This is a genomic window from Chamaesiphon minutus PCC 6605, from assembly GCF_000317145.1.
Lineage (GTDB): Bacteria > Cyanobacteriota > Cyanobacteriia > Cyanobacteriales > Chamaesiphonaceae > Chamaesiphon > Chamaesiphon minutus.
Map to the genome: position 1 here is coordinate 242,933 of NC_020053.1, position 24,667 is coordinate 267,599.

At 43.2% G+C, this 24,667-nt stretch carries 29 protein-coding genes and 2 pseudogenes; 19 read left to right on the top strand and 12 right to left on the bottom strand.

What is annotated here, in order from left to right; translation table 11 throughout:
* The first annotated feature begins 35 nt into the window (after positions 1-35).
* The gene (locus tag CHA6605_RS32260; RefSeq protein ID WP_015328936.1) at positions 36-2,126 is read left to right on the top strand and encodes a GAF domain-containing sensor histidine kinase; all 2,091 of its coding nucleotides are present in this window, start codon (positions 36-38) and stop codon (positions 2,124-2,126) included.
* A 51-nt stretch (positions 2,127-2,177) separates the two neighbouring features.
* Here the strand turns inward: CHA6605_RS32260 and CHA6605_RS30035 are convergent, their stop codons facing one another.
* Entirely contained in the window at positions 2,178-2,762 is a 585-nt protein-coding gene (locus CHA6605_RS30035) for a TetR/AcrR family transcriptional regulator (protein WP_015328937.1), read from the bottom strand.
* A 133-nt stretch (positions 2,763-2,895) separates the two neighbouring features.
* Here CHA6605_RS30035 and CHA6605_RS30040 point away from each other — a divergent pair, with 133 nt between their 5' ends.
* On the top strand, positions 2,896-3,378 hold the full coding sequence (locus CHA6605_RS30040) for a GNAT family N-acetyltransferase (RefSeq protein WP_015328938.1): 483 nt from the start codon (positions 2,896-2,898) through the stop codon (positions 3,376-3,378).
* An 18-nt stretch (positions 3,379-3,396) separates the two neighbouring features.
* Here CHA6605_RS30040 and CHA6605_RS30045 read toward each other — a convergent pair whose 3' ends face one another.
* On the bottom strand, positions 3,397-3,606 hold the full coding sequence (locus tag CHA6605_RS30045) for a hypothetical protein (protein WP_041550338.1): 210 nt from the start codon (positions 3,604-3,606) through the stop codon (positions 3,397-3,399).
* Positions 3,607-3,899: 293 nt separating this feature from the next.
* Here CHA6605_RS30045 and CHA6605_RS30050 point away from each other — a divergent pair, with 293 nt between their 5' ends.
* A complete protein-coding gene (locus tag CHA6605_RS30050) occupies positions 3,900-4,406 on the top strand; it encodes a DUF1579 family protein (RefSeq protein ID WP_198288606.1) in 507 nt (168 codons plus the stop codon).
* Between the two features lie 135 nt (positions 4,407-4,541).
* On the opposite strand, the gene CHA6605_RS30055 is transcribed toward CHA6605_RS30050, so the two are convergent.
* The 4 genes and pseudogenes from CHA6605_RS30055 to CHA6605_RS30070 form a co-directional block, all read right to left on the bottom strand.
* Positions 4,542-5,216, bottom strand: coding sequence for a response regulator transcription factor (locus CHA6605_RS30055; protein WP_041550475.1), 675 nt, complete (start codon positions 5,214-5,216; stop codon positions 4,542-4,544).
* Positions 5,217-5,271: 55 nt separating this feature from the next.
* Positions 5,272-6,029, bottom strand: a pseudogene (locus tag CHA6605_RS30060) (DUF4079 domain-containing protein).
* Between the two features lie 264 nt (positions 6,030-6,293).
* A complete protein-coding gene (locus CHA6605_RS30065) occupies positions 6,294-6,659 on the bottom strand; it encodes a hypothetical protein (protein WP_015328941.1) in 366 nt (121 codons plus the stop codon).
* A 459-nt stretch (positions 6,660-7,118) separates the two neighbouring features.
* Positions 7,119-7,403 (bottom strand): TRADD-N-associated membrane domain-containing protein, encoded by a 285-nt coding sequence (locus tag CHA6605_RS30070; RefSeq protein WP_015328942.1) that lies wholly within the window; start codon positions 7,401-7,403, stop codon positions 7,119-7,121.
* 164 nt (positions 7,404-7,567) lie between these two features.
* On the opposite strand from CHA6605_RS30070, the gene CHA6605_RS30075 reads away from it, so the two are divergent.
* Positions 7,568-9,847, top strand: a complete 2,280-nt coding sequence (locus CHA6605_RS30075; RefSeq protein ID WP_015328943.1) for an NACHT domain-containing protein — start codon at positions 7,568-7,570, stop codon at positions 9,845-9,847.
* Positions 9,848-9,889: 42 nt separating this feature from the next.
* On the opposite strand, the gene CHA6605_RS30080 is transcribed toward CHA6605_RS30075, so the two are convergent.
* Together CHA6605_RS30080 and CHA6605_RS30085 are read right to left on the bottom strand one after the other, a co-directional pair.
* Positions 9,890-10,261 (bottom strand): hypothetical protein, encoded by a 372-nt coding sequence (locus tag CHA6605_RS30080; RefSeq protein ID WP_015328944.1) that lies wholly within the window; start codon positions 10,259-10,261, stop codon positions 9,890-9,892.
* Complete coding sequence (locus CHA6605_RS30085) at positions 10,258-11,367, bottom strand: XRE family transcriptional regulator (RefSeq protein WP_015328945.1); 1,110 nt, start codon at positions 11,365-11,367, stop codon at positions 10,258-10,260. The genes CHA6605_RS30080 and CHA6605_RS30085 overlap by 4 nt, the downstream gene beginning before the upstream one ends.
* A gap of 396 nt (positions 11,368-11,763) precedes the next feature.
* Here CHA6605_RS30085 and CHA6605_RS30090 point away from each other — a divergent pair, with 396 nt between their 5' ends.
* From CHA6605_RS30090 to CHA6605_RS30115, 6 genes and pseudogenes are all read left to right on the top strand, one after another.
* Positions 11,764-11,946, top strand: a complete 183-nt coding sequence (locus CHA6605_RS30090) for a hypothetical protein (protein WP_041550342.1) — start codon at positions 11,764-11,766, stop codon at positions 11,944-11,946.
* Between the two features lie 390 nt (positions 11,947-12,336).
* Positions 12,337-12,492, top strand: a complete 156-nt coding sequence (locus tag CHA6605_RS35300) for a hypothetical protein (protein ID WP_198288607.1) — start codon at positions 12,337-12,339, stop codon at positions 12,490-12,492.
* Between the two features lie 248 nt (positions 12,493-12,740).
* Positions 12,741-13,774, top strand: a pseudogene (locus CHA6605_RS30100) (ISAzo13 family transposase).
* Positions 13,775-13,904: 130 nt separating this feature from the next.
* Positions 13,905-14,630: a C40 family peptidase gene (locus tag CHA6605_RS30105; protein ID WP_015328948.1), complete on the top strand. Its 726-nt coding sequence runs from the start codon at positions 13,905-13,907 to the stop codon at positions 14,628-14,630.
* A 114-nt stretch (positions 14,631-14,744) separates the two neighbouring features.
* On the top strand, positions 14,745-15,404 hold the full coding sequence (locus CHA6605_RS30110) for a hypothetical protein (RefSeq protein WP_015328949.1): 660 nt from the start codon (positions 14,745-14,747) through the stop codon (positions 15,402-15,404).
* 189 nt (positions 15,405-15,593) lie between these two features.
* Positions 15,594-17,078: a KAP family P-loop NTPase fold protein gene (locus CHA6605_RS30115; protein ID WP_015328950.1), complete on the top strand. Its 1,485-nt coding sequence runs from the start codon at positions 15,594-15,596 to the stop codon at positions 17,076-17,078.
* 201 nt (positions 17,079-17,279) lie between these two features.
* Here CHA6605_RS30115 and CHA6605_RS30120 read toward each other — a convergent pair whose 3' ends face one another.
* Both CHA6605_RS30120 and CHA6605_RS30125 read right to left on the bottom strand, forming a co-directional pair.
* On the bottom strand, positions 17,280-18,335 hold the full coding sequence (locus CHA6605_RS30120) for a tyrosine-type recombinase/integrase (RefSeq protein WP_157260288.1): 1,056 nt from the start codon (positions 18,333-18,335) through the stop codon (positions 17,280-17,282).
* Between the two features lies 1 nt (position 18,336).
* Positions 18,337-18,903, bottom strand: a complete 567-nt coding sequence (locus CHA6605_RS30125; protein WP_015328952.1) for a Uma2 family endonuclease — start codon at positions 18,901-18,903, stop codon at positions 18,337-18,339.
* Positions 18,904-19,065: 162 nt separating this feature from the next.
* Between CHA6605_RS30125 and CHA6605_RS30130 the strand changes: the two genes are divergently transcribed.
* From CHA6605_RS30130 to CHA6605_RS32270, 9 genes are all read left to right on the top strand, one after another.
* A complete protein-coding gene (locus CHA6605_RS30130) occupies positions 19,066-19,317 on the top strand; it encodes a hypothetical protein (RefSeq protein ID WP_015328953.1) in 252 nt (83 codons plus the stop codon).
* Positions 19,314-19,964 (top strand): Fic/DOC family protein, encoded by a 651-nt coding sequence (locus tag CHA6605_RS30135; RefSeq protein WP_015328954.1) that lies wholly within the window; start codon positions 19,314-19,316, stop codon positions 19,962-19,964. The genes CHA6605_RS30130 and CHA6605_RS30135 overlap by 4 nt, the downstream gene beginning before the upstream one ends.
* A gap of 87 nt (positions 19,965-20,051) precedes the next feature.
* Positions 20,052-20,594: a hypothetical protein gene (locus CHA6605_RS35305; protein ID WP_015328955.1), complete on the top strand. Its 543-nt coding sequence runs from the start codon at positions 20,052-20,054 to the stop codon at positions 20,592-20,594.
* Positions 20,587-20,991, top strand: coding sequence for a pepsin/retropepsin-like aspartic protease family protein (locus CHA6605_RS30150; protein WP_015328956.1), 405 nt, complete (start codon positions 20,587-20,589; stop codon positions 20,989-20,991). Before CHA6605_RS35305 ends, CHA6605_RS30150 begins: the two co-directional genes overlap by 8 nt.
* Positions 20,992-21,013: 22 nt before the next feature.
* Positions 21,014-21,481, top strand: a complete 468-nt coding sequence (locus CHA6605_RS30155) for a hypothetical protein (RefSeq protein ID WP_015328957.1) — start codon at positions 21,014-21,016, stop codon at positions 21,479-21,481.
* Between the two features lie 34 nt (positions 21,482-21,515).
* Positions 21,516-21,923: a hypothetical protein gene (locus CHA6605_RS30160; RefSeq protein ID WP_015328958.1), complete on the top strand. Its 408-nt coding sequence runs from the start codon at positions 21,516-21,518 to the stop codon at positions 21,921-21,923.
* A gap of 179 nt (positions 21,924-22,102) precedes the next feature.
* A complete protein-coding gene (locus CHA6605_RS30165; protein ID WP_041550346.1) occupies positions 22,103-22,381 on the top strand; it encodes a hypothetical protein in 279 nt (92 codons plus the stop codon).
* Positions 22,382-22,789 (top strand): pepsin/retropepsin-like aspartic protease family protein, encoded by a 408-nt coding sequence (locus CHA6605_RS30170; RefSeq protein WP_015328959.1) that lies wholly within the window; start codon positions 22,382-22,384, stop codon positions 22,787-22,789.
* A 6-nt stretch (positions 22,790-22,795) separates the two neighbouring features.
* Positions 22,796-23,461 carry a hypothetical protein gene (locus tag CHA6605_RS32270; RefSeq protein WP_015328960.1) on the top strand — a complete coding sequence of 222 codons (666 nt, stop codon included), beginning with the start codon at positions 22,796-22,798 and terminating at the stop codon, positions 23,459-23,461.
* Here CHA6605_RS32270 and CHA6605_RS34800 read toward each other — a convergent pair.
* A complete protein-coding gene (locus CHA6605_RS34800; RefSeq protein ID WP_015328961.1) occupies positions 23,458-23,634 on the bottom strand; it encodes a hypothetical protein in 177 nt (58 codons plus the stop codon). The two genes, CHA6605_RS32270 and CHA6605_RS34800, sit on opposite strands and share 4 nt — an antisense overlap.
* 200 nt (positions 23,635-23,834) lie before the next feature.
* Positions 23,835-24,665 (bottom strand): SWIM zinc finger family protein, encoded by an 831-nt coding sequence (locus CHA6605_RS30180; protein ID WP_041550348.1) that lies wholly within the window; start codon positions 24,663-24,665, stop codon positions 23,835-23,837.
* Between the last annotated feature and the right edge of the window lie 2 nt (positions 24,666-24,667).

A 24,667-nucleotide genomic window follows, 5' to 3' on the forward strand; every position in this document is an offset into this window, starting at 1 on the left:
TTATTTAATATCGATTAATTTGGAGTAGAGAAATAGTGCTGGATCGATTGTTAGTAAAATTGATGATAAGCGCGATCGAAAATTTCGGCGCACAGCGAGGCTGTCTACTATTAGATCGCGATTGTCAATTAGAAATCGTCGCCACGATCGAGTCACAAACTATCTCCCTTTTACCAGCAATTATCCTCGACAGTGAAGTTGGCAGGGGTTTAGTTTCATTAGCCGTTGTCAACTATGTGGCGGATACTCAGGAAAATATCGTCATCGAGCAAACTAACCAAGAAGGTTTATTCGATCGAGATACTTATATTCTCGATCGACAACCGCAGTCAATTCTATGTGTACCATTAATTAACAAAGGTCAACGCGTTGGCATTCTCTATTTAGAAAATTTTCCGACTGCTCCTTTGACGACCCAACGGTTAGAAATTCTCCAATTTCTCTTCACCCAAGTAGCAATTTCCCTCGACAATACTCAAATCCACCACCAGCTAGAGTTTGATGCGGACGAAAGCCATAATCAACTGACACAGGCAAACGATAGACTTCAGACCGAAATCTTAAAACGCCAAAAGTCCGAACAAATCCTCAGATCGATCGTGGCAGGTACAGTCTCAGCTACAGGTGTAGACTTCTTTCGATCGCTCGTCCGCTCTCTGGCACAAGCTTTGGGCGTTCGCTACGCCTTCATCAGCGAATGTATGGATGCGCCACCGACACGCGGTCGTAGCTTTGCCTTTTGGCAGGGAGATAAGTTTGGGGAAGAGTTTGAGTATAATTTCCACGGTACGCCTTGCGAGCGAATTATTGACAGTAAAAGCTATCAATGTTTTCCCGCCCAGATCCAAGCCCTATTTCCCGAAGAAAAAGATGAACTTGAGGCAATGGAAGCCCAAAGCTATGCTGGAGTCCCGTTACTAACTTCGACGGGCGATCTGTTGGGACACTTAGCAGTACTCGACGATCGACCGATGGCATCTGACGATGCTGCGCACCAGAAGCTCCGCGAACGCGATCGATCGATTCTGGAAATCTTCGCGGCGCGGGCGGCGGCGGAGATGGAACGCTTGCAGGTAGAAGACGAGCTGCGAGTTTCGGAAACCAAGTTTGCGACTGCTTTTCGAGCTTCACCAGATGCGATCGCCATTAGCAATCTCAACGATGGTACTTACATCGAAATCAACGATCGCTGCTTGCAAATGTTGGGCTATTCCCGTGCTGAAACGATCGGGCGTAGCGACCTAGATTTGGCGATTTGGGCACATCTAGCCGAGCGGATGACGATCGCCACACAGTTGCAAGATCGCGGCACCGTCAGCAATCTAGAGGTATGGTTGCGCCGCAAGTCGGGTGAAATTTTCCCCGCACTATTGTCGGCTGAAGCCATCGACTTAGAGGGCGAATCATGCCTGTTGGCTGTGGCTTCGGATATTACCCTACTCAAGCAGGCCGAAACAGCGGTGCTCAGACTAGCCGAAATTGGCGAACTAGCCGCCACGATCGTCCATGAGGTACGAAATCCCTTAACTACGATTATGATGGGCTTGACTGCCTTTAAAAAGCTCGAACTTGACGATCGATTTCAAGAATATTTGGCTTTATCAATAGACGAAGCCGATCGATTACAACGGCTGCTGAATCAGATTTTGCTCTATGCTAAACCTCAAACACTCGATCGATCTGAGCTAGAACTAAATAGCTTCATTTCGGAAATATTAAATACCCTACAAACTGCCCCAGTTGCGATTGGCAAGCCACTCAATTTTGTCGCCATGCGATCGCCTGTGAATATATCAGTCGATCGAGATAAATTCAAGCAGGTTTTAATCAATCTCGTCACTAATGCTTGTGAAGCAGTAAGTGTCGGCGATCCGATTACCATTCAGATTAGGGAAAGCGAATCTCGGCGAATTTGTATTCAAATTCATAATGGTGGGATGCCGATTCCTACCGATCTTTTACCACAACTTACTAAACCATTTTTTACTACTAAAGCTAGTGGTACGGGATTGGGTTTAGCGATCGTCAAACGGATTGTCGAAGCTCATGATGGGGAGTTGCAGATCGAGTCGAGAGAGGGAATTGGCTCGATCGTCACAGTTCAACTTCCTCTATTTTTATCCTAAAAATATCCTAGCCAGATCTGAGTAATTTGAACGTTAATCATCGTTCTTCCTTCAAGATAATGTTAATAAAACATTGATATGTCGCCGCACCAGGTATTTTTGTTGCTCTGCCGAGAACTGCTCGGGGTAGATGACTACCCCTGTCCCAATTCCATCCACTAGCGCAATGAGTGCATTTGCTTCGAGGGTTAGATCGAGATCGGCTCGAATCAGCTTAGCTGCTTGTAAGTTAGTTAACTCTTGAGAAATAATCTGCCGTAAGAAATCATAGCGTTTTCGATGTTCCCGAACTAGTTGTTCTCGCCCGATCGAATAGCCCAAAAATGCCATCCAAACTTTCCACTCGTCTCTGTCAATGTTCTCTAGTGGTAGAGCGACAAAAATCATTTGCTCTAATCTTTCAATTCCCTGCTGTCCCTTGGCGCAGGCTTTCATTTCCGCTGCAACGTTTTCAAATACTTGCTCTAACGCAAACAAAGTGAGTTCTTCTTTATCTCGAAAGTAGTGAGTGACAACTCCAGTCGAGGAGCCAAGTTCTTGCGCTATCGCCCGCATACTAGTGCGATCCAATCCTTCACGGACAATCACCTGCCATGCGGCTTTAGCGACTTCAATCCGGCGATCGTCAAAACTCATAACTCTCCTTGGTTTACAGCAACATCAAACAACCTTGACATTCTATCACAACAGTTGTTATGCTGTATTCGAGAATCACAACTGTTGTGATATTATCTCCATTGACCTAATTTATACACACTTAGAATACACGATGATTCGATCGATCGAACCTGATGAAACCAGCGCAGCACTCGCTTTAGCAGCAGCTACGGGTCTGTTCCAGCCCCACGAGACTGAGGTACTTGCCCAAATGCTGTCCGAGCACTTCAACGGCGAAACCGATCGCCAAGATTTATGGCTTGTCGATGATGATGATGATGAGCTGGTGGGAATTGCTTATGTCGCGCCAGAGCGCATGACCGAGGGAACGTGGAATTTATATTTAATTGGCATTCATCCCGATCGTCAGCGGCAAGGACGCGGCGCGGCATTGATCGCTCATGTCGAACAGATGTTGGCCAAGCGAGGTGTGCGGGTGCTATTGGTGGAAACATCAGGAACGGAGAGCTTCGAGTACGTTCGAGCGTTCTATCGTCAGAGTGGTTACGACGAGGAAGCACGAATTCGGGAGTTCTACACTGCTGGAGTTGACAAGATCGTTTTCCGCAAAGCCATAGTCGCTCCAGTGAAATAAGCTGGTGGATAGAGTAGTTTAGCGTTGGCGGAGCCGCGTCGCGAGGTAATCGTCAAACGGATTGTCGAAGCTCATGATGGTGAGTTGAGGATCGAGTCGGGTGAGGGGATTGGTTCGATCGTCACAGTTCAATTGCCAGTGGTGTTGTTTTAGAAATACAGACGCTAACCGATCGATGGGTGGATGGATGGATTGGTGATATTGCAGGTAGAATTCGATCGATATCATAGCCCTAAAATATCAGCCGACCTCATCGAACGGTCGATCGTTGACAGGGGTGCTCTCACCCTCCAAGCACCAACATTTTTTAGTTGATTTTAAAGGACGCGCGGCAGCACTCCTGGCTCATATCGAACAGATGATGGCGGAGTGAGATGTGCGTGTGCTGTTGGTGGAAACATCTGGAACCGAGAGCTTCGAGTACGTTCAAGCGTTCTATAACGCCAATTAATGTTAAATTGCGAGGCAATTTGAGAGATATGGGTATGAGAAAAAGCTGGATAGGGGCGATGAGGGTAAGTTTGGCAACTTTACTCCTAAGTACAATTCCCATAGCGGCTATTAGTCAGCACGCACCCAAACCAACTTCTGAGCTTAACCAGCTTACTTTTTTTGCAGGAGTTTGGTCGTGTCGAGTTAGACCGACAGATTCAGCCGCGATTGAGGAATTTACATGGAATGTTCAACGCACCTTGAAAGACTTCTGGTATATCGCAACTGTTCAAACCAAGCAGACTTCCAAGCTGACAACGATTCAACACGAGTTTTTAGGATACGACACTGCGGCTAAGAAGCTGTTGCGAACTTTTGTGAGCGATAAAGGTAATTTAATCGAGATGAATTCATCTGGATGGGAAGCAAACACATTTGTCTGGGAGGGTAGTGTTGTTACTAATGGCCGCAAAATACCCCTACGTGAGGCAATTACTAGAAAAGCTGCAACTGAGTTTACGGCAACTTGGGAGGTGAGAAAAACTGGGGAGCAGTGGGCGGTTGTTAGTAATGAAACCTGCCGAAAGCTGAAATAAGTCACAATTAACGAAGCTAATGTTTTAGCTACTTGAGTAAGCTGACGGACGATCTCATCAAGATCGATTACCTCGCGGCGCGGCTACGCCAGCGGTTCAGAGCATTTTCTGCAACGAATCGCAGATCCCACAATACTACTCCCGCAACGAATAACCGACTCCCCGCGCGGTATGAATCAATCGCTTCTCATTATCCTGCTCTAACTTCAACCGCAGGTAGCGAACGTAAACCTCAATAATATTTGAGTCGCCCAGAAAGTCATACCCCCAAATATTTTCGAGAATTTGGTCTCTGGTAAATACCTGACGTGGATGACTCATTAAATATTGCAGCAGATCGAATTCCTTGGCAGTTAAATCGATCGATCTTTGCCCGCGATGGACTTCACGAGTGCGGCGATTTAAAGTTAGATCTTCAAACTGCAATAGATCTTCATCGGTTTCTTGCGTGCGCCGCAGATGAGCGCGGATTCTAGCTAATAACTCCTCTATGCTAAATGGTTTAACCAAATAGTCATCGGCTCCTGCATCTAAACCCGTCACGCGATCGCCAACTTCATCTCTAGCTGTTAGTAAAATCACCGGAATTTTAATCCCAGTCGATCGCATTCTCCGACATAATTCTACACCAGTTAAACCGGGCAGCATCCAATCTAAAATCGCTAAATCTGGCTCCGACTCGCGTACCAAAGCTAGCCCACTCATCCCGTCGTGTGCCACGCTGACGCGGTAGCCCTCACTCCCCAATTCCAGCTCGATAAAGCGGGCGAGTTTGACTTCATCTTCAACTAATAGAATATGTGACATTATCTGTTTTTCCTTCATCTCGCATGTGCTCATGCACTAATTATCTGTGGTCGGGTAGTTATTTGGGCATTTTTATCGCTGGAGCTGACTGCACGGTACAAGGCTTTTTGTCACATTGCTGCTCGTAGAGATTTTTGACATAGGGCTTCTGCCAAGCAAGGGGAATTTCGAGCAATGACTTGACTCCAGTAAAAGCCTGTCCGATAAATAGCAGCAGGGCGATTCTCTTTCAGAGAGGCTACGCCAACGAATTTAAAATAATATGAATATTCCGCCACCGATGAGTACGATCTTGATATATTTCTCTAACGATCGCTAGGGAAAAATCATCAGTAATGCCGCAACAATACCGTAATAGTAATGAGAAATATACCATTGTTCATCATTACGATAAACCCCATCTTGACTGCCCAGCATAATCAGTGCAACACTGGTAAAGATGGCAAAAATGCCCCGCCAGAGTCTGGTTTTCGCACGGCAAAGTAATGATAATGATGCGATCGCGGTTACAAAAATCAGGCTAATTATAATTACCTGAAATGGACTTTTTGCCCATACTTGCCGATCGACAATGTTACCAAATACGTCATTGGCAAATGCTAATAGCACGATGCCCACTACCGAACCTGTCAACCACCGACCTAATCGAGCATGTTCTGGCCCCGCGCTGGGCGGAATGGTACTTTTAGATCCAGTCGCTAGCTGTAACCGCCGCTGACGAGTTTGCAACGCATGATTGACAACTATGCCAATTAATGGAAATACGACAGTAACTGCAAAAAATGGATGTAGTAATAAAATCGTATCCCTATCCATGAATCATCTCCCGATTTGCGGTTAATACCGAACTAATAAAATAAAAAGTTAAGGATATAAAAAACACAGAAGTACAAAAATCTACGCTGGAGGAATGAGAACTACATAAGATCCAATCTTGCCCTCACCCCAACCCTATCCCATGTTTGGGATAGGGAGCAAGAATTGTAAGTTATTCAGTCCCGATCCCTTAGTTCTTTATTCCCTCAACTTCAGGATCGACAAATTTTCATGTCAATAACTACGACCTAGCAAATTAGGCTATTACTTAACTTCATTTGCTGGGAAAGTAGTTATTCTGCCTTTTTTAACCGCCACTACCACATCGTAAGTAGCGCAATAGGAAAAAGTGACGTTATTCGCTTTGTTGTATAAACTGACGACCATACCTGCTCCGCCAGGTTGAACTCCTAGCGGTTCTAAATCCCCATAGAAGAAGCGGCGCAGTTGGTCGCCACCACCGATCTGACCCTTGTTTTTAGTAACTAGCGCAATTTTTTCTTGGACGGATGGGCCTTCAGCAGCATGTGCAACTATCCCGATCGATGGAGTAAATGTGTTAGGTGCAACGTGAGCGACAGTAACTAAGCCCAACAGTGCAACACTTGTAACCAAAGAAGTTAATTTCATAGAATTCATGATGAATATCGATAGAATGTTTTTCAGCAGAACCCAATTGGCTCACTGAATCAACTATCGCAGCCTGTAATGAAAGCTATCTGAACTCAACCGATCGATTTCCTGAATTTATGCTGAAATTTTACTCATCTAAATCTCAGCAATTTCTCAGATTACTCACGATCTAAGATTCGACCTGAAGGTCATCAAATATCGATCGATGATGTGCTGGAGATAACTATCAAGCTGACATTGTTGCACGATGGCTCTTTAAAGTTTCCTAAATTACCAGGAATGCTGTATTGAGCAGATAAAATTGCTAGTTCTAGATTAAGAAGGGTCGATCTATCTCAAATGCACCACCAGTCTTGGTTGGGATTTTTCCACTGCATTAATACAGTGGAATTTAAAATCGATACTTTATATCGTTCGTAAAATATCTATGGAATCACTCTCTAAGTTTGGATTAGCTCAGTCATCCTTCATCATTCGATCTAATCGATGATTCGCTGCTGTGGCAATTTTCTCAAACCTATTGTTAGCTAGGAATCCACAGATCGAAGCCAGTACGCCGATGGTTATTTGCCCATTTATCACTAGAATTATGCCGACGAAATCGCTCACACTGGAGATCCCCGTTACAACCAGGGCACAATAAGAGCTAATCCGTGCATAATTTACTCGATCTACCAAAATCTCCCGTTCGATCTCTCGATCGTGAGTGGAACTGGACAAGGAGGACTTAGCGAACAGCATTGATATTTTTTTGAATGACAGCATAAATGTTATTTGAAAATAAATTGATTCAGCTTCATGTGTAATTTCGCCTTATCTCCATTAGCTCATGAAATCCTCAATACGCTGTCCAATAAATGTGTTCGAGCTATGTTCAACCTTCGTCCAAGTATTTTTAAAACTTTATGATGACAACTTTCAGAGCGAGTATAACGGGAATTCAACAAGCTCAAACTGCTTTGAAAAGTTACCACGGTAAGCATAAAACTTATTTAGCAGGTGAAGCAGGATGCTCTCGTACTAAAGTTTATGACTTTTTTAAGGGTCAAAAAGTTCAAGACGAGATCTTTAAAAACATTTGTGCGGCATTGTCTTTGGATTGGCGATCGATCGCCGATGTAGAGACAGAAGAAATAGACACAGAATCAACTCCAGAGATCGATAGTCTCGTTCAAACCATCCGTCAACAAGTCAGTGATGATATCCTCCACCGCTGCGGTAAGATGCGGATTCTGGATATGGAACAGCCGATCGAGTATGGTGACATCTACACCAGTGTCAATATTCTAGAAAAGAGTGCGGGCAACACTCGATCGGAAATTACCAAAATGTTGGCTCATTGCCAAAGAGAGGATTTCGAGCGACCGTTTTTAGGCAAAGTTACACAGGCACGAGTACCAGGGGTAGACGCGGTAGATCTGCACGATAAACTGATGATCTTGGGTAAACCAGGAGCAGGTAAAACCACCTTCATGAAGCGGTTAGCGATGCTTTGTTGTGGTAGTAACTTTCAACCGGAAAGAGTGCCCATTTTTGTGACGCTGAAGGACTTTGCTGAAGCAGCAGCACAGCCGAGTGTCCTAGAATATATCGATCGTCAATGGGCAGACTGTGAGGTTACAGCGACCGCTAAGACACTGCTCGGAGCAGGTCGAGCATTAGTATTGCTGGATGGTTTGGATGAAGTGCGAGAAATCGACCACGATCGAGTGCGGAAGGCGATTGAGAATTTTTCTAATCTATATCGGAAATGCCAGATTGTAATTACTTGTCGGATTGCCGCATGGGAATACAAATTTGAGCATTTTACCGAAGTAGAGGTTGCAGATTTTGACGAGCAGCAGATTGCCGAATTTATCAACAAATGGTTTCAGGCTGAAGGCAAACCGCTCACAGCCAAGCGAATGCTATCGAAGCTAAAAGAGCGCGAGCCAGTCATGGAATTGGCGACGAATCCGCTGCTATTGACCTTGCTGTGTTTGATTTTTGGAGAGGGAGCGGAGTTCCCCAGCAATCGCTCGGAATTGTATAAAGAAGGGCTGGATGTGCTGCTAAAAAAGTGGGATGCCAAACGCGATATCGATCGACATCAAGTGTATAAAAAGTTGTCGCTCAAAAGGAAGGAAGATTTATTAAGTCAGATAGCCTTCGATACATTCGATCGAGGTGAGTACTTCTTTAAACAAAGCACAGTAGAACGTCATATTACCGACTATATTTGCAATCTCCCAGGTACGGCGACAGATGAAGAGGCTTTGCAGCTAGATAGTGAATTGGTATTACGATCGATTATGGCGCAACATGGTTTATTAGTCGAACGTGCTAAGGAGATTTTTTCTTTTTCCCATCTCACTTTTCATGAGTATTTTACAGCGAAGTGGATTGTAGATAGTTTTGCAGTTCAGGGCGAGCGATCGTTTCTAAAATTAGTTGAGAAGGTTAGCGATAGACGCTGGCGAGAAGTATTCTTTTTGGTATTGGCAATGCTCCCTAATGCTAGTTCTCATTTACTAGCAATCAAACAAGAAATTGATGGGATAATAGCTGGTGATGAGAAGGTACAGGAATATTTAGAGTGGCTAAATGAGAAATGTCAATCGATCGAGTCTGAGTTAAACGATCGAACATCCTCAGACCTATTAATAATACGTTTACTTTACTTAGATCTCCCCGTTTATTCTTCTTATAAAGACTACAGCGCACAGTCACAGTCATATTTACTAAGCCTCGATCTCTCTGAAAATGATATCTCCGCGCCATTTTCTACGAAGATGTTCATGGCACTTCCTCTTCCTTTACGGCTTGAATTTTGTCTTTACTTCTGTATCTACTACTTCCAACTACCTATTCTCCTTGAGTTCAATCTTATCGAGCAAGCCATTGGCAATGCTCAAATGCTCGAATGTAGCGATGAGTTTGTGAGTGAGCTAAAAAATCTAAACCAGCAGATTCCTCTTCAATCCGAAAATCTCATCCAATGGCAACAAAAATTGCTAGCAGTGCTAATTAAATATCGAAATGTTGGTTGTGATTGGCAATTCACATCACAGCAAAAAGATCGTATTTATAAATATTATAATGCCAACAACCTTTTGAGAGAATGCTTGGAATTAAAAGATGAATGCTATATCGACATTGCTACGCGCCAGTACATCACAAATATTTTTTGCCGTCTAGAAAATTAAAGATGGCTTAAATAGTATTATATATATCTGTAACTTACATATTTAATTTAAAGCAAATTTTTCCAAAAACTCATGATAAGATATTGTTTTAATATGTTTATCATTACAAGCAAATATTAAACATTTAGAATTGGTTACAAGCGTTCGCTGACAAGAGATTGCATAATGCAGGTTTAAGATATCGTGAAAACTCAAGCTTGGCGATCGAGAGTAATTAACTTCTGGTAGCAAAGTTGGATTGGCAATAACAACAGATAAACCAGATCGTTCGATAAATTGGTGGGCATTACAATAATCTGGATAATGACATTCTGAAACCACCAGATCGAGGACTTCAGATGAAGTCAGCGATAGCAGTTTTCCATCGGATTGAGATAATGATATCAGTGCATCTGCATCTAGAAGAGGAATCAATCACTAACCTCAACATCATATTGTTTCCAAGTTTGCAATTCCTGATGCACTTCCGAAGTTTTTTTACCCAAAATTTCAGCAGCACGAGAAATAGTTAGCGGTTCATCTTCCAGAAGTGCAGTATATGTCAACCTCTCCAGACGAGTTAGTCTTTGTGGCATGGGGATCTCAGAATTAGGGAGATCCTTATCCTTCCCACCACATTTCTTATTAAGAACGCCCATTTGTGTACCGCTTTGCTGTTTGGTAATAATACCAGCTTGTTCGGCTCTAATCAGAATAGTTCTTAGACTCACACCATATCGTCGCTTGATATCGATCAGCAAAGGATCTGGTATCCAGCGATCTCGATAAGCACGCATTTCTCTACGAATGACATTTTTTGGCAGCAAAATAGCTCCAGCTAAATGATTGGCAGCCTTCTCACGGGGATCTGAAGATTTAGTACGTTCTGGCGGCTGTCGATATTCTTTATGATGAAAAATTAAGTGAGCAAGTTCATGTAGTGAAGTGAAAAATTGTCGTTCGGCGACATCATTGCTATTAACGACAACAAGACATCCCCAATCCTCCTCACAGGCTGAGAACCCTGAAATTTTGGCAGGAAGGGGGTAGGGTAAAACTTTTAACCCTTTGCTTTCTAGAAGCGACAGAGAGTCGCCAACAGGTGCTGACTCGCCTAATCCCAGCCAGTTGCGTACTTCCTTAGAATAGTCTTCTATTACTTCAGATTCATAACCATCTAAGGGGAATTTAGCTGGAGATACTGGTATTTCTCCAAGCAGCTTTTCTACAGCGGCATAGTCAGCAACTTTTTGGATGAGATGTTGTTTGATCGTCGGAGTAAGTGCAGAAGGCTCATCTGCCCGGAAGAGTAAGGATGAAAAAAAAGAATTTGGATCTCTAGAGTTTGGCAACTCTAAACCTTGAAGTAGCTCGACTGCTACCCCCATGATCCTAGCAATACTGCTTAATTGAACTAAGCTCGGCTCCCTTTCTCCATTCTCCCACGCCGCGATTGTCTGACGAGTTACGCCAGCCTGTTCGCCCAATTCCTCCTGCTTAAATCCAAGCTGATCTCGGTAAGCTCGAATCTGATTTGACATTTATAGCTAAAAAAGTAAAATTTTAAACGAAGATAATGTTAGATTTCGTTCCAAATGGCGATCTTGGTCGATCGGCGATCGCAGTCGTTCGGTGTTCTGGGGTTGAACTGGCTCGCGTTTAGAGGTGCTAACTCATAACCCGCACTAGAGAACTTCTGTAAGGATAGAAATTTCAAGGTTTTTATAATCACCCACTCGCTTCCACATCTTTTCCAGACTGGCTATGGGTGAGTAAGACTATTATGCCCCACTTCAAGCACCCGATCGGCACTCTTGTTAACAAAATTCTAGAAAAATCCACACAATCTATTGACATGATGTTAGATCGGACTTAACATTTAAATAGTCTGTTTGAAGAAAAAGCTTCAACAGAATGTTAGATCGCAGGTAAGCTAAATGGCTAAAAATACAGGAAAAGGCTATCGCAAAGGTGCCGTTGACCAACGCAGTCAAACGTACAACTGTGACTTCTGGCATAAATTGGCACGATCGTCAACCATAAATTGGCTTCGCAATAACGAAAATACGTCGTTTCAGGGAATGCTAGCGATCGAGTTTTCAATCATAACTTGGCATTGAGTACCTAAATTCAATCATAATAAGGCATGAGTTCTTTTTTGAGAATTGTGTACTAACATCGCTAGAAACGGCAATTTTCAAGAACTCTCAGCCAAGTTATGGTTGATTTTCGGGGAGATTAGAGCGCACGATCGAGACAAATTTACCCTCCTGATTCAGCACAAAGTCATTGCTAGGCACGATCTAATGGTGAGAGGAGCGTAACTAGGAGTACTGGATCGGATTTGAGAGTAATCGGTCATGCTTGAGGTATTCGATCGAGTGCTTTAAATACGATCGCAAAGTGTTTCGCCAGGGAGCCGCAGTTGCAATTAAGGTAACTGATTTCCCTTCGGGATGGCTGTAGAGCACACTTGAGGGCACTCAATTTTTAAATCAAGGTACTTGGAGTTGTCAAGCATAACTTGGCCGTTTCGGCCAAGTTATGCCAGAAGTCACAACAACCCAGTCACAGAGACTTGGACGAAGCGCGATACCGCCACAGGGAGATTTCTTGATAGCAAGCAAGATGGCGATCCATTCAAGGGAGTTAGGAAAGAAGACTAAGGAGATTTCCACAAAAAAAGGTACCTAAGGATTAAAATAGGGGGAGGAAGCGATCGAGAAGAGTAAAACCGTTGAAGAACCCTGAAAGTAACAAGAGAAATTTAAGTAATGAACAAATCGAAGACCTGAAATTAGCAGCGTCAAAAATGGTGGGAGTAAAACGCCGAGCATTCATTGCACAGATGACGAACAAATATTGTCAGGGGAGTGCGAGAAAAGCAGAGCGAGAGTTTGGATGGAAACGGACAATGGTAGAGCTAGGTTTGGCAGAAGAGCGGAGTGGTATTGAATGTATCGGCGCACAATCATACCGCAGTGGCTCGAAAAGATGGGAAGAACAACAACCAGAAACAGCCAAAATACTGATTGAGATAGCCGAAGCACATGGACAACAAGATCCCAGCTTTAAAACAACCATTGCTTACACGAGATTAACCGCAAGCCAAGCAATCTGTGAATTAAAACAACGAGGTTATGAGGAAAATCGATTACCTGCACCGAGTACGATGACAGTAATTCTCAACCGTATGGGTTATCGTCTACGCCCAGTGATGAAAGCTAAGCCTCAAAAAAAATTCCAGCCACCAATGCAATTTTTTTGAACATCAAACAAAAAGACCAACACCAAACCCCAGGGGTAAAAAGATTGAGTCTGGACTGTAAAGCTACCGTAACGATCGGGGATTATAGTAAAGGTGGTAAAACTAGAGGAAATAACCAAGCCTTAGACCATGATCTGGGCAGTAAGGAAAAATATATTCCGTTCGGCATCGTAGATGAAGATAGTGGTCAACTCTATCTTAGTTTCGGCAGTTCGTATAAAACCAGTGACTTCATTGTTGATACCATTGAACAGTGGTGGTCATCACTTTCTACTCTTGAACGCTGTGCCACTAATTTAATTCAACTTAAAGTTGATAATGGCTCGGAGAGTAGCGGCATTCGGACTCAATTCTTGTACCGGATGGTCGAGTTTTCTCAGCGAATTGGAACTCCTGTTCAACTACTCTACTATCCTCCCTATCACAGTAAATATAATCCAATTGAACGGTGTTGGGGAATTTTAGAGCAGCACTGGAACGGGGCTAAATTAATTGATGTCGAAACTATGCTAGCCTGGGCACAAAGCATGACGTGGAAAGGAATTAACCCGATTGTTAATCTGAGTCAGTCGATTTATGCTAAGGGTATTTCTTTATCTAAGCAACAGATGGAAATTGTTGAACAGTCTTTAAAGCGAAATCCTGAATTACCCAAGTGGGATATTCTGATTTGTCCCTAATTCTTGGGTACTTTCTTTCTTGGAAATCTCCTAAGCATTATTGCTTGGTCGGTTAAAGCGAGGGGAGAGTAGTTTCCGCTATCGCTCTCCTCCTATTCGAGACTAGAAACCAAATTAGGTAATCAAACCAATGACAAATATCAATCAAGTCTTACAAATCGCTCAAAGAGAGCTAGGCGTGAAAGAACTAGGTAATAGCAACATCGTCAAGTATGGTGAATGGTACGGGCATGACCTTAATGGCCAATCATGGTGTGCCATGTTCGTTTCTTACTGCCTGTATAATGCAGGATTACAGACTTACATCGAGACAGAAAAAGGATTTCACTACACTCCTAGTGGAGCAAAATGGTTCAAAGAGCAAAAACGGTGGTTTAAAGATCCATTGCCTGGAGACATCGTTTTTTTTGATTGGCAAAATGAAACCGACTCTATTCCAGGTGCCGCTAATCATGTTGCTTTTTTCGTTGCTAAAACAAAAAAAGGTCAAATTATTACGATCGACGGTAATAATCCGCCAGATGATAACTCCAATGGAGGGGAAGTTCGCTATCAAGTACGACCGCTCGATTTCACTGTTATGGGATTTGCTCGTCCTGCCTATACAAACACGATTGTAGAGCCTTTACCTCTATTGAACGGAACCAATTTATCTTCTCTCACAACTGGCGAAGATATTAGGGTCTGGCAAAAGAGAATGATAGCTCGTGGCTATGACTTTGGCACTAGTGGCGCAGACGGAGTTTTCGGTAGGCGTTCTAAAAAAGTGCTGGAAGAGTTTCAGCAAAAGCTGGGCTTTAAAGTTAATGGGGTTCTCGATGTGCTGTCATGGCAAGCTGCTTGGACGGCAATTTAGTTAATTTCTAAATATGTTCGATCGATTGGTAGGAGTAAAACTAGTTAGAAGATCTTACTCCCAATTCAATCGAATATTTCAATATCTAATTATCATATTGGTTGAGAAACCAATATGATTTCTAACGCAAGCAAAATATTATATCAAGAGAAATTTAATATGTCCAAAATAAGAGAAGAACTTTTAGATACAATTCATACTTTAATTAAAACTAGTAGGGCCTTACCTAAAGAAGGCTCAATGAAAGAAATGATGTTGCTGTTGTTAGCAGAAATCTGGGATTTTCTCAAATTGCCTGTGGGTTCAATAAGAGATTATTTGAAATCATTGAGATTGAGCAGAAAAAGCAGAATATCAAAGATAGAAGACGAACACATGTCGAGACTCAATAGGATAGTAGGATATAGAATCTTCAGAGAAGACGATCTAGCTATATTTGACAATCGGATCGACGAGATTAAAAGAAAATATCCACCACAGGATCTTGAGGTAGAAGTAAAAGAGATGAAGGATTCAACAGATGAACACTTGGAATATCAAAAAGATCGGAACGAAATACTTGGTTCATATTTACCAGTGTTGGGAATAGCATTTATAACTCTTTTGTTCATTTATGTGTATGGTACAGAATTCATCTACTCAAAACAAGGATCGCTCGTGTTAGCATTAGTTATTTCTTTTTTTACATGTAAGAATAAATTTATGCTGACTTATGATATTTCAGTTGCTAAACATGTAAAACTTTTATTAGAGCGGATTGAGAGTAATATTTAATCTGATTAGAGTCACAAAGAACAAACTACACTAATCTATCCCGATCGCATATCGTGTAAAAGTAGTTCCAAAATCAGTGAATCAAACCCAATGTGAGCGAACGTTAAAGTTAATTAGCATCGTTCGCGCCAGCGTCGGCTCTGCCGAATCGCACTCAAAAACCTATCCTTTTTCAGAGCAAGCAAATATATGTGGTCGGATAAAGAGTCAGAGATTGATTATTTGAATTTTGGAGAAGTATCTGAACTGATTGTTGATATACTCGCATCGCCAGATATGCTACCAGTATCATTAGGAATATTTGGTAATTGGGGAGCGGGTAAATCTTCTTTACTTAAGCTTGTCGAACGCAACCTAACATCTATAGAAGATCGAGAAAACTCCAAGCAAGAATATATAATTGTCAATTTTGATGCTTGGTTATATCAAGGATATGATGATGCTCGTTTAGCACTACTTGAAACAATCGCAACAAAATTATGTGAAGCGACCAAAGGTAATAAAACATTATTTGATAAAGCAAAAAATTTCTCAAGTCGCGTTGATTTATGGCGGATGATGGGTTTGGGAGCAGAAGCCATTGCTTTAGCTCATGGCATCCCTACAGGAGGGATTCTCAATCGCGGAATTAGTTCTGTTGGTAAATTGATAAATCCTGGCACAGATGATGAAGAAACAAAGCACAAAAACTATGAGGAATTAGCTAAAGAAGGAAAAGACTTAAAAGATACAGCATCAGCGATACTCAAACCCGATCGAAAGAATACTCCTCCTCAACAAATTTCAGCTTTTAGAAAAGAATATAGTGAGATCCTTCAAGAACTGAAAAAACCATTAATAGTAATAATTGACAACTTAGATCGATGCTTGCCAGCTAATGCCATCCATACATTAGAAGCAATGCGTTTATTTCTATTTCTTCCCAATACTGCATTTATCATTGCTGCTGATGAAGATATGATTAGAGGTGCAGTCGCCGATTATTTCAAGGGCACAAGCGATCGGCACCAAATAGATTACATTGATAAACTAATACAAATTCCTATCCGAGTTCCGAAAGCTGGAATTCGGGAGATCAGATCTTATCTATTTATGCTATTTGCTATTCAGAATAGAATCTCTAAGTCATCGTTAGATAGCTTACGAGATCTTCTCGAAGAATCACTCAGAAATTCGTGGAAGGAGGAACCAATCTCTATAGAGAAGCTATTATCCATAGATAATCTAAAAGATGATAAGGAGTTAGCTACTGCTTTTGAATTAGCCGATCGAATCGCTCGTATTTTAGCTACTTCACCTAAGATTCAGGGTAATCCCCGAATTGTCAAGAGACTGCTTAATACAATAAAAATGAGATCTAAAACTGCCCAGCGTCGAGGAATGGATCTTGATGAAAATATCATTACTAAATTAGCAATCTTCGAGCGTTGTGCTGGTGCCGATGCAACATTAGAATTTTACCGAATGATCGATCATGAAGCAGGTAAACCAAAAATTATTAAGGAACTTGAAGAATTAGATGGATCGAAAGACACTTCATCTAATTATCCAAAAAGTTGGCTAGACAATGCCGAATTTATCAAACAGTGGAGTAAACTCAAACCAGCATTACAGGGTATAGATTTACGAGGAGCAGTTTATCTATCTAGGGAAACCATGCAAATGGGTGTGTAGAGATCGAAATAGATCGAGATCCGAAACTAAATCGATCCTCAATTCCTGTAACTTATACCCCAAGACAGCTTCAGAAAATACAACTTGATAGAGTTCGCTCACTCGATCGCCTGAATTCCAAACCCAGAAACGATTTCATCAGATGAGATCGAAATAGATTGAGATCCAGATCTATTTCAACGAAACTCTATCTTTGACCATTTACTCATCCAGCAAACTACCCAACAGCTCGGTGGCTCCTTTTTGATGCTGGTGGCGGTTATCATCATATAGCGACAGCGTTTTGATGTCGGCATGGCGACTCAATGCTTGAGCTGCCCGAATATTCCCATCTGAAGCATTAAGGTGAGCCGTAAGCGCACTATGGCGCACTCGATGAGGGGACATAATTTTCTCGATCTCCTGCTCCTGACAATACTGCCTCACGATCGCATAGATCGCCGACCCACCCAGCCGATGACCTGGTTGATTGCGACTCAAACTGATAAACATTGGATCGTCATCACTATACCTGCCACGCTCTCTTGACGAGCCGACCATCGTGGCGTTCGCCAAGACGGTCGCTCGTCGCAATTCCAGCCAGTGTGAAATCGCCGAGGAAGCCCCACGACTGAGATCGATCGGGGTTTTAGAGATTTTACCTTTGCCTAAAATCATTAATTTGCACCCCGATGCAGAGAAATCTCCAACATCAAGAGAGCACACCTCGCCCCGCCGGAGTGCATTGTCCCAGAGTAGCCGCAGAATTGCATAATCTCTAGCACCACTGACCGTATTCACATCGGCTAATTTGATTACACTCTTAAACGCTTGGGCATCAATCCCCGTAGTGTCGCGGTAATTCTCCGTTTTTAACCCAGGCACATCATTGAGAGAAAAGGCACATTCACCCATTTTCCGAGCATAATCAACGAGTGATTTGAGTGCGGATAATCGCACATTAATTGTGCTGGGGGCTAACTTCGCCTCAATCAGCATCCGGCGATAGTTGAGAACTTGAAACAGAGCCTCCGCTGGCGGGAGAGTGAGGAATCTAGCGATCGATTCCGGTGAAACTGCCTCATTATAAACTCGTTGATAGAAATCTGCGATCGCCTTGGCGTAAGCGCGTTGAGTGTTCGCCGAAATCTTGAGGCTCAAGAAATCCACCCAAATATCTCTTGCTTGAACTAGACATCGGCTAGTAGTTTGGCAAAGAGGATTTGCTGTAGCAATTGGTGCAATTGCAGTAATGACAATCGATGGTAGATCGGGCATCTCAAAATTCAATCCCACGATAGACTCGTTCGATCGGGAAAGTCAGATCGATACTTTCTAGTTCGACAGTATCCCCTGCTCGGAAGTAGATAGATTGCCACCGATCGAGATCGTCCTTGCGATGTAGATCGATAGCGATCTTATCAGCACTAACTAGGACATATTCTCGCAGGGAAGTAGATCTTCGATACAGCTCAAATTTATCTCCTCTGTCGTAAGCTTCAGTGCTAGGTGATAAGACCTCGATAATCAGACAGGGATGAGTGATAAATTGGGGTGTCTCTCGGTCGCGTTCGTCACAAGTTACGCTGGCATCGGGATAGACATATTTTTCGGATGCTTGGATCTTTACTCGTGCGTCGGAAGTGAGGACAACGCATTCGCTATTATCGAGGTGAAGATCGATTAGAGAGAAGAGCCGACCACCGACCCGCGAATGATTTTGGGTGCCGCCACTCATTGCGTAGACTTCACCCTCGAAATACTCATGCTTGACCTCCTGCTGTTCCTCCCAAGCGAAGTACTCTTCGGGGGTGAACTTTGGTAAATGCTCTCGTGCAGCGACCATTATTTAGACCTCAAGTAGCTAACTAGTAGGATGATACCAGATTTTGACTAGCGATAACTGTTATTATCGTTAGTTACACATCTATTAGACAACTTTTCGGCACTCGCCCCGATCGTGATATAATATCGAGTAGTCAAAACCACCTCACCATCGGTATTTGAGATGACCACAGTTCGCACGGTCGCTGACTTAACAGCTCAACAGCAGATAGAGCTGCTGGCTCAAGAGCATCACCTCATCCATAACCATTCTCAACTCGATGAGATCGGTGCAACCTTCGCGCGACTGTCTGACAATGATGTTGAATTGGATCGAACTCAATGGTTGCTGGTAGAACTCAATCGTGCTGGTATTTTAACAGGCAAAGATAATACGTTGCTTCACGCTCGGTATTTACAGGAGCGAGATGCGTGACCTTTGACCCATTTGGTGACTTTGAGAGCCGAGGTTACTTGCGTAATTTCGCTAGCATTAAAGATGTCTCAAAGGTCAAAGATCTCGAATATGCCTCGTTTCAAGGTAATCTCAGTCGAGCGATAAATGCGCTGGCAGCTATCGATTTTATCGAATACAAGCACGTTCTATCGATTCATGAAACTTTGTTTGGCGATGTCTATCCTTGGGCTGGTCGGGATCGGGTACTAACCGCACCAAACATCAATATCAGCAAAGGCGGTTACGGAGAGATGTTTGCCCAACCGCCATACATCAGAAGGGTGACTGACTACGCGCTAGATCTCGGTCGAGATCCTAACGTTATGCGCGAACGGCCTGGGCACATTATGGGATCGCTGGCTCACGCACATCCTTTTCTCGATGGCAATGGACGTACTATCATGGTGCTTCACACAGAGTTGGCATATCGGGCGGGAATAAGTATCGATTGGGGACAAACTGACAAGACAGATTATCTAATAGCACTAACAAAAGAACTCAATGACCTAGATTGGGGACATCTAGATAATTATCTTAAGCCGTTTATCCGACCAGCGATCGAACGCAAACAGTCAATATCGGCATTGAAGTCGTTACGAGGGTTGGGAGAGACAAAAAACACCTAAAAATCAGCCTCAGCAGGATTTGGAGGACACAGTATGATATCTAATTAGAACACATTCACTTTGAGCTTATGGAGATTTTGTAACACTATGACCGATCGGGAAATTATCGAGCGAATTGAAAGTCTATCAGTTGAAGAACAGGACAATTTATTTGAGCTAATCCGCAAACGTCGCAGTCCGCAGAGCGGAGGCTTCGCCAACGAACAGCGGCGAACTGAAATTGCGGAAGTAGGCGAACGATTGCGTCAAGCTGTCAAAATGGGCACAGCCCAAAGCTTTGATAATGTCGAAGATTTAAAATTGTATTTACAGGCCAACTCAGAGGATGAAATTGATTATATCGATCGGGATGGTAATCCTTTGACCTATCACATTAAAGATTTGTATCCCACTGAGGAAAGTTATGACTATGTAACCAGTCAAGGTAAAATTTTTGATACTTGTCTCCCAGATTTAGTTAGTAAGTATGCTGGGGAATATGTTGTATTTGAAGATGGTCGAGTCATCGATAACGATCTCGATGAAGATGTTTTACTCGATCGTGTTTGGCAGACGGAGTTCGCAATAAGCAGACGAGATCGATATCACGGAATATTTTGCGAATTAGTGCCGGAAGTATTGAATGCTTAAATTTTCATATACCAAGTACCCTGGTAATATTTCACCAATTCCAATCGTTAATTTTCACTTCAGAAGTTTAGAATTTCCTCTGTTGGTTTCATCTACCGATTTAGGGATTCTGGATACTGGATGTGACGTAACTCTTATCTCTTATACAATTGCCTCAAAATTGCAATTAGAGTTTTCAGGTAGGAAAAAGCCGATTCTGACGAAAAGCTCAAATCAGATTGTAATGGGCGTACCGTTTAGGGTTGATGTGAGTTTTGATTTAGACAATTATTTTACTACGAAAGTTTACGCTCTTCCCGATGATTTTATGCGAGATGAGGTAATTATTGGTAGAAATATTCTCAATCGCTATGTCATCCATTTAGATGGTCGCAATGGTGTTTTTACAATTTCTTAGAATTTTATCGGTTGAAACCTAGATGGCTAAATCTAGAGAAACCCCTGCTAAATGCCTTCGCTGCGCTCCTCTATCCCCAGCCGAGGCTAGAGCGAAACATCCTAATTGCTGGGATGATAAGCTTTGCACTGCTCGACGGTTTTACATTAATAATCGCGATCGAATCAACCAGAAACGAGCGCGCAAACGGATCGAGCGGGTACATAATATCCCCACACCTCAAGTCAAGCATGGAATTCTGCAAGTATGGCGAGAGAATCGCGAGGATTCGCCAATTCATGCGATCGGGGTGGAGATTTGGGAGCAGGAGCGCAAAATAGCGATGATAGCTCCAGTTCACTGTGCGGGATGGTTGCCGTCTCAGGTACACGAATATCTACGGCAGGTGTTGGAGGTATTAGGGGCAGAATATGGGTTTAAGAAGTTTGCATCCCAGGTGTTAATTAGTCCAGAACAGTGCGAGATTTACGCTTGTCCGCTCAAATATTAATTGGAGAAATTGGCATGACAATTTGGATTAATGATTGTTTAGCGATAAATCTCATCACGTTCAATTGTCAATCTGGGATGTTCTAGAAAGCGCGTCGGTTCGTCCGTTAGATACCGATTTTGCGATGTTGTTGGTGCGGGTGGATGAATCGATCGCTTCTCTACCGATCGGCGAGCGATTGTCAGCAGCGGGAGATGCGATCGCCTGTTTGGGTGCGATTTATGGGGAGCGTTGTGCTGTAAGATTGGCGGAAATCGATTATTTGAATCACCCAGATTGGGAGCCGTGCTTGAGTTTGGATCTTGCGTTGATATTTGGGAGTCCAATCGTCATAGATCGAGATCCGAGATTAAATCGATCCCTACACAGTCCATTGTGCTGGCTGGTTGCCCTCACAAGTTCACGAGTATCTCCGGCAAGCCCTGACGGTATTAGATACTGAATATGGGTTTAAGAAGTTTGCGTCTCAGGTGTTAATTAATCCGGAGCAATGTCCGGTTCGTCCTTGTTTTCTGTGCCAGCGGTAGTTACCGCTCTCGAAGAAAAATACATCGTCTAATGACGCTCGGATAGACATTATTTTTGCTATGATAAACATATCTGAAACTATTATCAATAATTATGACTACTAATAATTTAGATCGTTCTCGACTTGAATACTTTGAGAATCAAAAAGCCTTATATGAAACAGCAAAGCCAGCACTAGTAAAGCAATATTTAGGTGAATTTATTGCTTTTGAGGATGGTCGAGTCTTAGACCACGACCTCAACGAGCAAAAATTAGTTCAAAGAGTTTATCAACAATATGGCTATCGAGATTTATTAATCCGACAAGTTTGGTTGGAGGAGCCACATTTATCTGTAGCTGGTGCCTTCCATTCTGCTGGAGAACGATTGTAAGTGCAACAGTTTGATTATGTAAATGTAGGTGATGGTTTACCTTCAGCACCAATTATTTCGGTCGAAGTCACACCACCCGATTGGCTAAACAAAACTGGAAAATATCAGATCGAGGCTTTTTTAGATACGGGGTCGGACTGTACTTTAATTCCATTAGAAATTATTTCTAGTCTGGAGTTGTCAATTGTGGATACCGCTGTGGAAATTACTGGAGTTGCTGGGGGTCGAGTAGAGGGCTATGCCTGTTATGCAAATATTTGGTTGGGGAAGAAATGCGTTCGGGCAGTAAGAGTCTATGGTTGTGTGAGTAAGAGTTTGGATAACCGAGTATTAATTGGAAGAGATGTTTTAAATCAATGTTGCATTGAATTTGATGGAGTTAATTCTCGACTGACAATTAGGGACTAATCGCTCATGTCAGAAGTAATCCAACTTTCGCTCTGGGATTACCTGGATACGGCATCTAAAACGCCAGTGGATGCGGATTTGTTTGGGTTGCTCGATCGGGTGGAGGAATCGATCGAGTTTCTGCCGACAAGTGAGAAGTTAGCGGTGGCAGGGGAGGCGATTCTGCGGTTGGGGGAGATTTATGGCGATCGCTGTGCGGTGACGCTGGCGGAAATTGGGTATTTGTCTCATCCTGAGCGGGAACCTTGTCTGTCTTTGGATGCTTTCGATTGCTATGTGCGGCAGTCGAGTTTTGTGGATTTGGAGCAGTTTATTGAAGCTCCAGAACTACCGGAGGTGGAGCGAGGCTACGAGCGAAGTAGTGTGGTACGGGAGCTATCGGTGAGTGAGGCTTTGACCCAAATTGAGGATGAGGTGGCAACTCAAACAATCGATTTACAGACAGCTTATCAACAAGCAATTGGGCTGGCTCACGATGAAAATGTAGCCGAGTGGGGTGTAGCGATCTTGGCGCGGCTAGATGAGTGGGATCGGCCTGTGTCATTGCTGGAACTACAGGAGTCCATCGAGATGCCGCTGGTGCAGGTTTGGCTGGCGTTGCTGCTCAATGGGATGACTCTCGAACAAAGGGGTGACTTTTATCAGACGGAGCAGGTGTGGATCTTGCGCTAAATTTCAACTACTTCGACATAATCGCATTCTTCACAGCTCATTTGTCCGGTTTCATCGTGACTCAAGCCACCCCAACCACAGACAGGGCAACAGATTTCGATAAATTCGGATAAGCTTTGTTGGCTGGCAGTCAGCTCTGGAATCACGATCGAGCGTACGTCCTGAGATGTCATAAGTTACTCTCCATAGATTTCTTCTAAGCACTGTTGTATACCTACCTCATCGTCGAGTCAACCCACAACAGGCAATCGATCGAGCACTCTACTGGGAGCAAATGTTCATCACACCACATTCCGCTAGTCCAAGCGATCGAGATAGTTGTTGCCGATTAGATCGGCAATTCTTAACCCATCAGTGCCGATCTCACAACCGCTCAACTATTTTGCTTGCGTACCCGCTCGTACAATTCTGTCATCACCTCGATAAAAGAGTTGTCCTGCGTCCAAAACGGCGGAAAATCACCCCCCTTCTTGACGACAACGGCAGGAATAGTGGCAATTTCGCCCACGTCTACTGTTTGTGGCAATCGTTGCGCTCCTTGCCAAAAATCCTTGGGCGTGGCGGGGAGAACGAGGGCGATTTTTTTAGGCTTGGTATAATAAGAATCTGTCGATTCGATCGGTAGTTCCACCTCATCGAGAGTTGAAGCTAGAGCTTTGCCTAATGGCGATTTGGCTAATTCCTGTTGGATTTTCGATCGAGAAATTCCCCGCAGTTCAAATAATAAAAACGGATCGCGATCGAGTTCGGCTGCGACTAGATAGTAAACTCCAGCAATATGTTTACAGGGATTACTATAATCGGGACAGGAACAATCAGTCTTGAAATCTTGACGATTGTGGGGAAGTAGGTGGAGATTGAGTTCGGCAAAGGTTGCTTCGATATTATCTGGTACTTCGCCTAAAAGGAGTTTAGAGATTAAACTTGCTTTAGCACCGATCCGAGCAATTACTTTCGACCAGTCTGCTGCTGAGATCTGTTTAATCTCGATCGAGATTTTGTATGTTGGTTCTTTATATACGCCAAAATAGGGATTGACAGAACCTCTAACTTTAGCAGTGATTTTACCGTTGGCAATCTGATGTTCTTTAACTTTACCGTTACGGGCATAGCCACGTCCACGTCCCAATCTTGCCTCATCGGTAAACTCTTCTAATGCCTGAATAAATCGCTGTCCCCACCAGGTTCTACTAAATTGTGCCATAG